Source organism: Streptomyces lacrimifluminis, from assembly GCF_014646095.1.
Lineage (GTDB): Bacteria > Actinomycetota > Actinomycetes > Streptomycetales > Streptomycetaceae > Streptomyces > Streptomyces lacrimifluminis.
Genome location: NZ_BMMU01000004.1, coordinates 1 through 12538, shown reverse-complemented (window position 1 = coordinate 12538; position 12538 = coordinate 1). Strand labels below are relative to the sequence as shown.

General features: G+C 72.3%; 11 protein-coding genes. 3 read left to right on the top strand and 8 right to left on the bottom strand.

The features are described from left to right. Complete coding sequence (locus tag IEY89_RS07590) at window positions 1–1428, bottom strand: NAD(P)/FAD-dependent oxidoreductase (RefSeq protein WP_189146515.1); 1428 nt, start codon at window positions 1426–1428, stop codon at window positions 1–3. Between the two features lie 198 nt (window positions 1429–1626). Then, the gene (locus tag IEY89_RS07585; RefSeq protein WP_189146514.1) at window positions 1627–2526 is read right to left on the bottom strand and encodes a TIGR01777 family oxidoreductase; all 900 of its coding nucleotides are present in this window, start codon (window positions 2524–2526) and stop codon (window positions 1627–1629) included. Between the two features lie 62 nt (window positions 2527–2588). Here IEY89_RS07585 and IEY89_RS07580 point away from each other — a divergent pair, with 62 nt between their 5' ends. After that, a complete protein-coding gene (locus IEY89_RS07580) occupies window positions 2589–3146 on the top strand; it encodes a GNAT family N-acetyltransferase (RefSeq protein ID WP_189146513.1) in 558 nt (185 codons plus the stop codon). Window positions 3147–3164: 18 nt separating this feature from the next. Here the strand turns inward: IEY89_RS07580 and IEY89_RS07575 are convergent, their stop codons facing one another. Continuing rightward, window positions 3165–4349, bottom strand: coding sequence for a MarP family serine protease (locus IEY89_RS07575; protein WP_189146512.1), 1185 nt, complete (start codon window positions 4347–4349; stop codon window positions 3165–3167). Window positions 4350–4563: 214 nt separating this feature from the next. Between IEY89_RS07575 and IEY89_RS07570 the strand changes: the two genes are divergently transcribed. Beyond that, on the top strand, window positions 4564–5358 hold the full coding sequence (locus IEY89_RS07570; protein ID WP_229695088.1) for a peptidoglycan recognition protein family protein: 795 nt from the start codon (window positions 4564–4566) through the stop codon (window positions 5356–5358). Between the two features lie 117 nt (window positions 5359–5475). After that, window positions 5476–5733, top strand: coding sequence for a hypothetical protein (locus tag IEY89_RS07565; protein WP_189146511.1), 258 nt, complete (start codon window positions 5476–5478; stop codon window positions 5731–5733). 59 nt (window positions 5734–5792) lie between these two features. Here IEY89_RS07565 and IEY89_RS07560 read toward each other — a convergent pair whose 3' ends face one another. The 5 genes from IEY89_RS07560 to sucB all read right to left on the bottom strand — a co-directional run. Beyond that, window positions 5793–6317 (bottom strand): DUF4240 domain-containing protein, encoded by a 525-nt coding sequence (locus IEY89_RS07560; protein ID WP_189146910.1) that lies wholly within the window; start codon window positions 6315–6317, stop codon window positions 5793–5795. Between the two features lie 82 nt (window positions 6318–6399). Beyond that, window positions 6400–7425 (bottom strand): helix-turn-helix transcriptional regulator, encoded by a 1026-nt coding sequence (locus IEY89_RS07555; RefSeq protein WP_189146510.1) that lies wholly within the window; start codon window positions 7423–7425, stop codon window positions 6400–6402. Window positions 7426–7711: 286 nt separating this feature from the next. Next, a complete protein-coding gene (aceE, locus tag IEY89_RS07550; protein ID WP_189146509.1) occupies window positions 7712–10414 on the bottom strand; it encodes a pyruvate dehydrogenase (acetyl-transferring), homodimeric type in 2703 nt (900 codons plus the stop codon). 284 nt (window positions 10415–10698) lie between these two features. After that, window positions 10699–11322: a GntR family transcriptional regulator gene (locus IEY89_RS07545; protein ID WP_189146508.1), complete on the bottom strand. Its 624-nt coding sequence runs from the start codon at window positions 11320–11322 to the stop codon at window positions 10699–10701. Window positions 11323–11570: 248 nt separating this feature from the next. Further along, on the bottom strand, window positions 11571–12538 hold a 968-nt coding region (gene sucB, locus IEY89_RS07540), incomplete at its 5' end, for a 2-oxoglutarate dehydrogenase, E2 component, dihydrolipoamide succinyltransferase (protein ID WP_189146507.1).

The window sequence follows — 12538 nt, the reverse complement described above, 5'->3', positions numbered from 1 at the left end:
TCACGCAGCTGCCGCCTCCGGGGCTGCCGTGGTCGCCCCCGTTGCTGTCGGTGTCGTCAGCAGGGGCTCCGCCACGTGCATCGGGCCCGCGCCCAGGTCCGTCAGGATCGCGGACGCGGCCCGGTGCCCGGAGTGCAGGGCGCCCTGGACGGTGCTGGTGTCCCGGTGGTCGCCGCACACGTACAGGCCCGCCAGCAGCCGTACCGGGCGACGCGGATCGTGCGGCGGGCGCATCGCGGGCACCGCCTCGGCGGTGTGGTGCACGGCGAGCGTCTCCCAGCGCGCGGTCGACATCCCGTAGAGCCGGGACAGATGGGCCCGTACGGCCGTGTCCACGTCCGGGGGAGGGGTGCCCAGTACGGTCGACGAGATCAGCGGGCGGCCGGCGGGGGAGCGGGACGGGTCCACGAGGCTGACCACCGCCGTGTGCGCGACCGGGCCCCCGCGGTCCGCGTCCAGGAGCAGGAACGCGCCGGTCGCGGGCGCCTCGTCGGCCGTGTGGTGGACGACGGTCACCGGGTGGAAACCGGGTACGCGCAGGCCGGGCAGCAGACCGGCGGCGGCGCGCGCGTCGGTCGCCACCAGGACGGCCCGGCAGCGCAGTTCGCCGTGGTCGGCGGTGGTCACGAGGTTCGTGGCGATCGACGTGACCCGGACCCCGGTGCGCACCGTGCCGGGCGGCAGCGCCCGCGCGAGCAGCTCCGGCAGCGTCTCCGCGCCGCCCTCCGGCACACACAGCCGGCCGCTCGCGAACGCCCGCAGCGCGAGGTCCGCGCACCGGCTCGACGTGGTCAGCTCGGGGTCGCAGAGCAGCGCGGCGAGCAGCGGGCGCAGGAAGCCCTCGATGGTGCGGGCGGGCAGGCCGCGGTTGGCCAGGGCGTGGGCGGCCGGCAGCTCGGGGCGGGCCAGCAGCCGTTGCACGGGGATCCCGGCGAGCCGGGTGAGCGCGGCGCCGAGACGGGCCTGGTCGATCGCGCCGCCGACTGCCCCACCGAGCGGTGCGCCGGTGCGCGCCCCCGCCGATGCCGTCAGCCGAGGGGACCTGGCCGTCCTCGCCGGCCTCGGGGCGCTCGCGAGGGCGCGCACAGCACCGAGTGCGCCCCGTGCGCCCCCGCCGCCCAGCGGGGCGCCCGCACGGTGCCGGCGTCCGTCGCTGTGCACCAGGACACCCGGTGCGAAGGGCCGCAGGACGAGCGCGTCGAGGCCCGGGGTCAGCCGCAGTTCGGGATACGACGTGGACAGCAGCTGCCCGATCCGGTCGAGCCGGAAGCCGTCGACCTTCTCGGTCGCCATCCGGCCCCCGACGTAAGGGGCGGCCTCCAGGACCGCGGTCGTTACTCCTGCGCTGGTCAGCCGATGGGCCGCCGCGAGTCCGGCGACCCCGGCCCCCACGATGACGACGTCCGCCTGGTACGCGGGCTCAAGCACGTGCCCTCCCTCGATCGCGGTGACGCGGCCGGCCGGAGCGCCGACGCCCCAACAGGCTTACGGGATAAGCGAGTTCGGATCGAGAGTAGGGCGGCTCGCGGCAGGCGGAAGTCGCGCATGAACAGGGCACGGTCGCACACCGGTCGCATGCGGTCGCACCCTGTCACCCGGGGTGTGGGCCAGGGGCGCTGAACAGGGTCAGGCCTGCGCCGCCCGGATCGCGTCGTCGATCTCCGGGAACGCGAACGTGAACCCGGACTCCAGCAGCCGCTTAGGCAGCACGCGCGCGCTGCCGAGCACGTCCCCGGACATCTCGCCCAGCACCAGCCGCAACACGGGCGCGGGCACCGTGAAGAGCGTCGGCCGGTGCAGCACACGTCCCATCGCCGCCGTGATCTCCCGGTTGGTGAGCGGCTGCGGCGCCGTCAGGTTGAACGCCCCGGACAGCCCGTCGGTATCGATCAGATGCCGGATCGCCGCCACCTCGTCGTGCAGCGCGATGAACGACCAGTACTGGGAGCCGTCGCCCATCCGTCCGCCCAGGCCCGCCTTGAACAGCGGAAACAGCTTTCCCCAGGCCCCGCCGCCGCGCGCCACCACCAGCCCGGTCCGCACGAAGACCGTCCGTACGCCCGCCGCCTCGGCGGCGCCCGCGGCTCCCTCCCACTCCACGCACACCGACGGCAGGAAGCCGTCACCCGCGGGGGAGTCCTCGTCCACGGCCCGCTCGCCGGTCTCCCCGTAGTAGCCCATCGCGCTGCCGTTCACGAAGACCCGCGGCGGCTCGTCCAGCGAGGCGACGGCCTCGGCGAGTGTCGTCGTGCCCAGCACACGGCTGTCGCGGATCGTCCGCCTGTACGCGTCCGTCCAGCGCCGGTTCCCGACCCCCGCCCCGGCCAGGTTCACCACAGCGGTGCAGCCCGCGAGACCGGCCGCGTCGATCGTCCGCCGCTCGGGATCCCAGCGGACCTCGTCCTTCGTCCGGGGCGCACGCCGTACCAGGCGGGCGACTTCGTGCCCGTCGGCGGTCAGGGACCGCACCAGGGCCGTACCGATGAGACCGGACGCACCGGCCACCGCGATTCGCGAGCGTTCCATGCCCCCATCCTGCGCCACCGGCCCAGGACCCGTTGTCGTACCCCCGCCCTAGAGTGATCCCCATGCCGCCCGAGCCGCTTCCACCGCACCAGCCGCACGACGGACACGGGACCGATGAGGGCCGTGAGGGCCGCGAGCCGTTCGTGCGCCTCGCCCGGCCCGAGGACGGCGACGCCCTCGGCAGACTCGACCGTGCCACCTGGTCCACCCTGCACGCCGTCACCCCCCGGGCCCGACCGCCGTACACGCCGTTCTTCCACGAGCACTCCGAACCGGGCGACCACCTGGTGGCCGTCGCCGGTGACGGTCGGGTCGTGGGCTACGTCAAGCTCGGCCGGCCCACTCCGCTCGCGTCGAACGCGCACGTCCGGCAGATCCAGGGGCTCGCCGTCTCCGACGAGGCGCGCGGCACGGGCGTCGGGCGGCTGCTGATCCGCGCCGCCGTGGCCGAGGCCCGCCGCCGGGGCGCCCTGCGCCTCTCGCTGCGCGTCCTCGGGCCCAACACCCCGGCCCGCAGGCTGTACGAGTCGGAGGGCTTCGTCATCGAGGGCGTACAGCCCGGGGAGTTCCTGCTCGGCGGGAAGTTCGTGGACGACGTCCTCATGGGCCGGTCCCTGTAGCCACCCAGGTGCGGGCGGCTAGGACGTGACCAGGTCGCCCGTGTCCACCGCCGCCGTCGCGGTCGCCGCGCGTTCGGCGTCGCCGGAGACCTCGTCCACCGTCAGGACGTAACCCGTCTCGGCGTCGGACGTGGAGCGGGCGAAGACCACGCCGAACACCTTGCCGTCGGTGGTGAGGAGCGGGCCGCCGGAGTTGCCAGGGCGGACGGTCGAGCGGATCGAGTAGATCTCGCGGGTCACGGTCTCGCTGTTGTAGATGTTCTGGCCCCTCGCCCGCACCTTGTCGGCGACCGTGGCGGCCTGCAGATTCAGGTCACCGTCCTGCGGATAGCCCGCGACCACCGCCGAGTCGCCCCGCTTCGCACTGTCGTCGAAGCGTAGGACGGGTGCGCGCAGATCGGGGACGTACAGCACGGCCACGTCCTTCTCGGGGTCGAAGAGCACCACCCGGGCCTCGTGCGCCGTCCCGACTCCGCCGACCCGGACGGTCGGGTTGTCGATGCCCGCCACCACATGGGCGTTGGTCATCACATGCCGGGCCGCGTACACGAAACCACTGCCCTCGCGGCCCTGGTCGCCGGCGACGCCCTCGACCTTGACCGTGCTCAGCTTGGCCGCGTTCGTCGCGCTCGCCGTGACACTGTCCCCGGTGGGCTTGGCGACGCTCGTCGCCGGTTCGTTCTCGAAAGGGTTGAAGACCTGCGGGAAGCCCGCCTGGGTGAGCGCGGACGTGGCCCGCGAGAACCAGGTCGGGGTGGTCTCCGGCATCGCGTCCTGCACAGCGCCCAGCAGCGCCGAGTCCCGGATCGCCGTCGTGACCACCGGCGAGGAGGAGGCGCCCAGCACGCTCGCGGCCACCCAGGCCACGATCAGCACGGCGACCGCGTTGGCCACGGCCCCGCCGGCGCCGTCGGCGACCCGCAGCGGCCCCCGGTCCAGCTCGCGGCGCAGCCTCAGCGCGAACCTGCCCATCAGTTCGTGGCCCACCACGGCCGGCACCAGCACCGTGAGCACGGCCGTCATCGTCGCCCCGGGCGTCCCCGCCTCCACCAGCTCCATGATCCAGGGCAGCACCCACACCCCGATGACGGCGCCGCCCACGAACCCGGCCAGAGAGACACAGCCCGCCACCAGGCCACGCCGGTATCCGGACGCCGCGTAGCCGACGATCACCAGCAACAGCAGGATGTCGAGCAGGTCCACTCCGGCCGCCTTTCTTCTGGACCCCTTGGTCCCCCGTACACACACTTCGCATGCGGTAGTACGCGCGGGACGGGCCCGGTGATCAGTCGCCGATCAGTCACATGCGCGCATCCGGCGCCTGGACCCCTAAAAACGTCCCGCACCGGGACGTTGGTTCCACCAAGTGGCACACCACACATCGCGGACGGAACCGAACCGGCCCACAGTGGGGCCCATGGGGTCCAAGGGGTCCATGGGCAACCCGCGTGTCCGCCGCGTGCCGGGCGCCGCCCGCGTCGTGCTCGCCTGCCTGCCCGGAATCGCCGCCGCCGCCGGACTGGTCCTGTGCGCGACCGGCGTCGACCGTACGACCTCTCGCGGGGCACATCCCGTCGCGGCCCGCCCGGCCGTCACCCACTCCGCCGCCAAGCCGCGCATCGTGCCCCGTACCGCCTGGATCGCGGACGCCGAACGCGAGCAGCCGCCGCCGCGCTACGACGACCGGGTCGTCGCCGTGTTCGTCCACCACACCGACTCGCCCAACGGCTACGACTGCGCCGACGCACCCCGCATCATCCGCTACCTGTACGCGGGCCAGACCGGCAGCCGCGACTGGGACGACATCGGCTACAACTTCGTCGTCGACCGCTGCGGCACCGTCTACGAAGGCCGCGCGGGCGGCGTCGACCGTCCCGTCACCGGCGCCCACACCCAGGGCTTCAACCACCGCACCGCCGGCATCGCCGCCCTCGGCACCTTCACCGCCGGCGTGCCCGTGCCGCAGGCCATGGCCGACGCGATCGCCGCCCTCGCCGCCTGGAAACTCGGCCTCTCGGGCACCGACCCGCGCGCCGGCGCACGCCTGGTCTCCAGCAACGACCTCAGCCGCTACGCGTCCGGCTCCGCCGTCACCCTGCCCGCCCTGGCGGGCCACAACGCCGGCTACATGACGAGCTGCCCCGGCGCCGCCCTCACCGCCCGCCTCCCGGCGATCAGACAGACGGCGGCGCGTCTGCAGGGCCGACGCTGAGCCGACAGAGCCGCACACGGCCTCCCACCGGCTCACAGGGACACCACAGCGCATTCAACGAGGCGCCCCAACTCCCCGTCCTACCTTCGTCGTACGCACTGACCGGAGGTGGGGATCATGAACAGCAGCAGTCGTACGAACCCCGTGGAGCGGGCCGGCGGCACGAGGTCTTCCGGCGGCTGGGCCGGGGCCGCGCGGAACCCGTGGACCGTGCTTTGCGCGGTGGCGACGGTCGTCCTGGGCCCGGCGGCGGTCACGGCGTCAGCCCTCGACCAGGCCAACGCGGCCCCCATGCACCACCACGCCGTACGGGCCGACCCCGCGCAGCAGGCGTACATCCCGTCGGACCCGACCCGCCGCCGCACGGCAGCCTGAGAAACAGGGCGGGGCGGGATGAGGAACAGGTCGAGGAGGAAGAGGGGCCTACGGGGCTCTCAGGCGCCCTTGAACCGCTGCCACAGCTTGGGAAACCGGTCGGCGAGCGCCCCTTCGTCCTCCAGGTCGAGCGGCGTGCCCTCGGGTTCCGTGGGCGCGGGCGGGATGCCCAGGTCCGGGGCGACGGTGCCGGTGAGCTGCTCGTACGCCTCGTCGGCCGCGTAGCCCAACTCCTCGCCGTCCCCGTCGATCTCCGCGTCGAAGTCGTCCAGGAGATCGGCGAGCGAGTCCGGGTCGCCGTGCAGGGCGCCCTCGAAGACCTCGCGGCCCTGGCCGATCAGCCAGCACCGGAAGAAGTCGAAGACGTCGTCGTCGGCCCCGTCGAGCAGCACCCGGGCGGCGCCCCACAGGTCCCAGCGGTAGGCCCGGTTGTAGCGGGCCTCGAAATGCCGCGCGAAGTCGAGCACCGAGTCGGGGTCGAGCTGGAGCAACTGCTCGACCAGCAGATCGGCCTGGTCCTCGGGGTCACCCTCGGCGGCCTCACGGGTCGCGTCCACCAGCTTCCAGAACTCCGTCTCGTCCATCACGGGTCCAGCATCGGGCCTGGAGGGGAGGGACGCACGTGGAGGCACGCGAAATGTGATGGGGTGTACAGGCCCGCGGGCCTCACGCCGAGGAGGAGTACAGCGCCGCCAGCCGCTGCGCGTCCCGCGCGAACCGTGCCCGCAGTTCCGGCGGCGCCAGTACCTCCGCCTCCGGCCCGAGCGCCGCCAGCTGTGTATGGGCGACCTCCGCCGACTCCACGCCGAGTGTCACGGTGACCCGGCCCTGCCCGTCGGGCTCGCCACCGGCCGACAGTGCGTCCCGGGCGGACACGGGGTCGACGGTGTACGGCAGTCTGCGCGCCCCCTCCGCCGAGAGCCGTACGACGACCTCGGCGCGCAGGATCGACCGCGCGAACTGCTCCGCCCGCTCCTCCCAAAACGCCGGCAGGTCGAAGCCGGCGTCGCGCGTGAAGCGTGCGTGGGGGCCGGGGGCCTGGCCGGTGACCTGGACGGAGGTGAAGCGGTCGACGCGGTACACCCGGAAGGGCCCGGGTCCGGGCTCGGGACCGGCGTGTTCGGGCACCCGGGCGCACAGATACCAGACGCCCGCCTTGAGGACGAGCCCGTACGGCTCCAACGTGCGCTCCACGTCGGTGTCACCGGGGCCGCGCCGGTAGCGGGCCAGGACCGGACGGTCGTCCCACACCGCGTCCGCCACAGCGGGCAGCAACTCGGGGACGGTGGGCTCGCTGAACCAGGCGGGCGCGTCCAGATGGAAGCGTTGGGCGGCTGTGCGGGGGGCGTCGCGGAGGGAGGGCAGCAGAGCGGCGGCCACCTTGAGGCGGGCCGCCGAGGCGGTGTCCTCCAGCCCCATCTCGCGCAGGGCGCCCGGTACCCCGCTCAGGAACAGTGCCTCCGCCTCGCCGCGGGCCAGTCCGGTGAGGCGGGTCCGGTATCCGCCGATCAGCCGGTATCCGCCGGCCCGCCCCCGGTCGGCGTACACGGGCACGCCCGCCTCGGACAGGGCCTGTGCGTCCCGGGTGACGGTGCGCTCGGACACCTCCAGTTCCCGGGCCAGCTCGGCGGCGGTCATGGAGGGCGTGGACTGGAGCAGCAGCACCATTTTGATGAGACGGGCAGCGCGCATGGGTTCATGATGCCTGGGGGTGCGCGAGGGGTTCTTCGCCCCCGCCGCCCCTACCCGTCCCATCCCGTACCTGGGGACTGCGCCCCCAGGCCCCCTTCGCGCCGAAGGCGCTCGTCCTCAAACTCCCCCCAGAGGGGAGGACCCCCGGACGGGCTGAAAGCGCGGGCCGGGCCTGAGGGGTGCTGCCTGGGCTGTACGGGCCCTGCCGTCGGTCGCCGGGCGCGCTCAAGTGGTTCGAGGGCGCCCGGCGAACGGACTGGAAACGGGCGGGTGGGAAAACAACCCCCTACAACCCGTACCGCTCCCGCGCCTCCTTCACCGCCGTGGCCTTGACTTCGCCCCGCCGAGCCAACTGCGCCAGCGCCGCCACGACGATCGACTCCGCGTCGACCCCGAAGTGCCGGCGTGCCGCGGCACGCGTGTCCGACAGGCCGAATCCGTCCGCGCCCAGCGACGAGTAGTCCTGCTCGACCCACTGGGCGATCTGGTCGGGGACCTGACGCATGTAGTCCGACACCGCCAGCACCGGCCCCTCGGCCCCCTGGAGGGCCTGACGGACGTACGGCATCCGCTCCTCGCCCCGCAGCAGCGCCGCATCCGCGTCCAGCGCGTCCCGCCGCAGCTCGGTCCAGGACGTCGCCGACCACACGTCCGCCGCCACGCCCCACTCCTCGGCGAGCAGCCGCTGCGCGTCCAGGGCCCAGTGGATCGCCGTACCGGAGCCGAGCAGCTGGATGCGCGGCGCGTTGGCGACCGGTGAGAGCCCCGCCGACTCCGCCGTGTTGAAGCGGTACAGGCCCTTGACGATGGCCTCGTCGAGTCCCGGGGCCGACGGCTTCGCGGGCTGCGGGATCGGCTCGTTGTAGACGGTCAGGTAGTAGAAGACGTTCGGGTCCTCGCCGGGCGCCGTCTCGCCGTACATACGGCGCAGACCGTCACGCACGATCACCGCGACCTCGTACGCGAAGGCCGGGTCGTACGACAACGCGGCCGGGTTCGTCGCGGCGATCACCGGGGAGTGGCCGTCCGCGTGCTGGAGGCCCTCGCCCGTCAGCGTCGTACGGCCGGCCGTCGCGCCGACCAGGAAGCCGCGGCCGAGCTGGTCGCCGAGCTGCCACATCTGGTCGGCCGTGCGCTGCCAGCCGAACATCGAGTAGAAGATGTAGAAGGGGATCATCGGCTCGCCGTGCGTCGAGTACGACGTCGACGCGGCGATGAAGTCCGCCATGGAACCGGCCTCGGTGATCCCCTCGTTGAGGATCTGGCCGTCCTTGGCCTCCTTGTAGTACATCAGCTGGTCGCGGTCGACCGGCTCGTACGTCTGGCCCTTGGGGGAGTAGATCCCGAGGGACGGGAACAGCGACTCCATGCCGAAGGTGCGTGCCTCGTCCGGCACGATCGGCACCCAGCGCCGGCCCGTCTCCTTGTCGCGGACCAGGTCCTTCACCAGGCGCACGAAGGCCATCGTGGTCGCCACGTTCTGCGAGCCGGAGCCCTTGTCGAACGACGTGAACGCCTTCTCCGAAGGAGCGGGGAGAGGGGCGAGTGCGTGCGTACGGCGGGCGGGGGCCGGGCCGCCGAGGGCCGCGCGGCGCTCCTGGAGGTAACGGACCTCGGGAGAGTCGGCGCCGGGGTGGCCGTAGGGAACGACTCCGTCGACGAACTGCGCGTCGGAGACGGGGAGTTCGAGCAGGTCACGCATCTGCTTGAACTCGTCCACCGACAGCTTCTTCATCTGGTGGTTGGCGTTCTTCGACGCGAAGCCCTCGCCCAGGGTGAAGCCCTTGACCGTCTGGGCCAGGATGACCGTCGGCGCGCCCTTGAACTCGACCGCCGCCTTGTAGGCCGCGTACACCTTGCGGGACTCGTGACCACCGCGCGAGAGGTGGAAACACTCCAGGATCCTGTCGTCGCTCAGCAGCTTCGCCATCTCGGCGAGCGCCGGGTCCTTGCCGAAGAAGTCGGCGCGGATGTAGGCGGCGTCGCGCGTCTGGTACGTCTGCACCTGGGCGTCCGGAACCTCGCGGAGCCTCCGTACGAGCGCGCCCGTGGTGTCGAGCTGGAACAGCTCGTCCCACGCCGTACCCCAGAGGGTCTTGACGACGTTCCAGCCCGCGCCGCGGAACTGTGCCTCCAGCTCCTGCACGATCTTGAAGTTCGCGCGGACCGGCCCGTCGAGCCGCTGGAGGTTGCAGTTGATGACGAACGTGAGGTTGTCCAGGCCCTCGCGGGAGGCGAGCGCGAGGGCGGCCGTCGACTCCGGCTCGTCCATTTCGCCGTCGCCGAGGAACGCCCAGACGTGGGACGCGGAGACGTCCTTGATGTTGCGGTTGGTGAGGTAACGGTTGAAGCGCGCCTGGTAGATCGCCGACAGCGGGCCGAGGCCCATCGACACCGTCGGGAACTCCCACAGCCAGGGCAGCCGGCGCGGGTGCGGGTAGGACGGCAGGCCGTTGCCGCCCGCCTCCTGCCGGAACCTGTCGAGGTGGCCCTCGGTCAGCCGGCCGTCGAGGAATGCGCGGGCGTAGATACCGGGGGAGGCGTGGCCCTGGATGTACAGCTGGTCGCCGGAGCCGTCCCCCTCCTTGCCTCGGAAGAAGTGGTTGAAGCCGGTCTCGTACAGCCAGGCGGCCGAGGCGAAGGTGGCGATGTGGCCGCCCACGCCGTGTTTGCTGCCCCGGGTCACCATGGCCGCCGCGTTCCAGCGGTTCCAGGCGGCGATCCGGTGCTCCATCGCCTCGTCGCCGTCCACCGAGGGCTCGGCGGCGGTGGGGATGGTGTTGACGTAGTCCGTCTCCAGGAGCTTGGGCAGCGCGATGCCGTTGCCCTCGGCGCGCTCCAGTGTGCGGCGCATCAGATACGCGGCACGGTGCGGCCCAGCCGCCTTGGTGACCGCGTCCAGGGAGGCCTGCCATTCGGCGGTCTCTTCGGGGTCGCGGTCAGGGAGCTGGTCGAGCTCGCTCGGCTGGATGGCCTTGGGGTCGGTCATGTCGCCGCCTTCCTCAGTCGAAGGGGGTTCCCTCGTAGGTAAGGGTTCGGGGGTGCCCTTGGTCTTTGGCAGGACAGGGCTGAGGGCTCTGGGCGGGGTCGGTTTTGTGACTCCGTCATTGAGCCCTGTCGGCGACTCTAACTCGCTGATCGATGATCGATCAAAGGGTTGAGAGGCAAAACCTCTTGATCACGAGAAAGTAGGCACGGGGTGCCTTTCGGGCGGGCACCGGGTGCCGCAATTTTGGCTGTTTCCGCAGGTGAGCGGCTAAAGGCTCGCTTGCGTCAGGCTTGCGGCGCGCACCCCAGAACATGGGCCTTCACCAGCTCGGCGATCCGTGGATCCCGGCGGCGGAACGCGGCGACCAGCTCCTCGTGCTCCTCCGCGTACGACTGCTGGACCGTCCCCAGCCAGCGGATCGACAGGGCCGTGAACACCTCGATGCCCAGCCCCTCCCAGGTGTGCAGCAGTACCGAGTTCCCGGCCGCGCGCACCATCTCGCGGTGGAACGCCACCGTGTGCCTGACCTGGCCGGTTCCGTCCGACGCGCGGTCGGCCTCGTACAGGGCGGCGACATGCGGTTCGAGGGCCGAGCAGTCGTCCGCCAGCTTCCCGGCCGCCAGCTCCGCCGCGATGGCCTCCAGGCCGGCCCGGACGGGGTAGCTCTCCTCCAGGTCGGCGGCGGTCAGATTCCGTACGCGCACGCCCTTGTTGGGGGCCGACTCGATCAGCCGCAGCGACTCCAGCTCGCGCAGCGCCTCCCGTACGGGGGTCTGGCTGACCTCCAGCTCGGTCGCGATCCGGCGCTCGACGATCCGCTCGCCCGGCTTCCAGCGCCCGCTGACGATCCCCTCCACGATGTGCTCGCGGATCTGCTCGCGCAGCGAGTGGACGACGGGCGCGGTCATGAGGGCTCCTTGAGGGAGGGGCTTCGGCCCCAGGGGCGTTGACCTATAGACAATACGGCCGCGTCCCTGCCCAGCGGGGTTCCGGGCGCCGGTGCGGCCGAACGTGAGACGAGCGTTACAGGCCGGACAGGGCCCACGCCACAGCGGGTACGGAGGCCCGCTGGGAAGAGGCCGAAGGGAAGCGACGGTGCCCCGTCCGGAAGACTCCGGACGGGGCACCGTCGTACTCGTTGATCCCAGGCGGCTGGTTACAGGCCGAGCTCGACCTCGAACTCGCCCGCCTCCAGGATCGCCTTGACGGCCGTCAGGTAACGGGCCGCGTCGGCGCCGTCGACCAGGCGGTGGTCGTAGGACAGGGTCAGGTACGTCATGTCGCGTACGCCGATGACCGTGCCCTCCTCCGTCTCGATGACCGCCGGGCGCTTGACCGTCGCGCCGATGCCCAGGATGGCGACCTGGTTCGGCGGCACGATGATCGTGTCGAAGAGCGCGCCGCGCGAGCCGGTGTTGGAGATGGTGAAGGTCGCGCCGGACAGCTCGTCCGGGGTGATCTTGTTGGCCCGGACCTTGCCCGCGAGCTCGGCCGTGGCCTTGGAGATACCGGCGATGTTGAGGTCGCCCGCGTGCTTGATGACCGGGGTCATCAGGCCCTTCTCGGAGTCCACCGCGATACCGATGCTCTCGGTGTCGAAGTAGGTGATCGTGCCCTCGGCCTCGTTGATCCGGGCGTTGATGACCGGGTAGGCCTTCAGCGCCTGGGCCGCCGCCTTCACGAAGAACGGCATCGGGGAGAGCTTGACGCCCTCACGGGCCGCGAAGGAGTCCTTCGCCTGCGCGCGGAGCTTCATCAGGCGGGTGATGTCCACCTCGACGACCGAGGACAGCTGCGCCTGCTCGCGCAGCGCCTTGACCATGTTGTCGCCGATGACCTTGCGGATGCGGGTCATCTTGACCGTCTGGCCACGCAGCGGCGAGACCTCAAGAACGGGGGCCTTGCGCGCCGTGGACGCGGCCGGGGCGGCAGCGGCGGGCGCCGGAGCAGCCGCGGCGGCCTTCGCGGCCTCGGCGGCGGCCAGGACGTCCTGCTTGCGGATGCGACCGCCGACGCCGGTGCCCTTGACGGAGCCCAGGTCGACGCCGTTCTCGGCGGCGAGCTTGCGCACCAGCGGGGTGACGTAGGCGCCGTCGTCACCGGAGGTGGCGGCGGGCGCCGGGG

Excerpts from the sequence above, each read along its gene's own strand:
- IEY89_RS07585 (WP_189146514.1), bottom strand. The coding sequence starts at position 2,526 with ATGGAACGCTCGCGAATCGCGGTGGCCGGTGCGTCCGGTCTCATCGGT.
- IEY89_RS07580 (WP_189146513.1), top strand. The coding sequence starts at position 2,589 with ATGCCGCCCGAGCCGCTTCCACCGCACCAGCCGCACGACGGACACGGG.
- IEY89_RS07570 (WP_229695088.1), top strand. The coding sequence starts at position 4,564 with ATGGGGTCCAAGGGGTCCATGGGCAACCCGCGTGTCCGCCGCGTGCCG.
- IEY89_RS07565 (WP_189146511.1), top strand. The coding sequence starts at position 5,476 with ATGAACAGCAGCAGTCGTACGAACCCCGTGGAGCGGGCCGGCGGCACG.
- IEY89_RS07560 (WP_189146910.1), bottom strand. The coding sequence starts at position 6,317 with ATGGACGAGACGGAGTTCTGGAAGCTGGTGGACGCGACCCGTGAGGCC.
- IEY89_RS07555 (WP_189146510.1), bottom strand. The coding sequence starts at position 7,425 with ATGCGCGCTGCCCGTCTCATCAAAATGGTGCTGCTGCTCCAGTCCACG.
- aceE (WP_189146509.1), bottom strand. The coding sequence starts at position 10,414 with ATGACCGACCCCAAGGCCATCCAGCCGAGCGAGCTCGACCAGCTCCCT.
- IEY89_RS07545 (WP_189146508.1), bottom strand. The coding sequence starts at position 11,322 with ATGACCGCGCCCGTCGTCCACTCGCTGCGCGAGCAGATCCGCGAGCAC.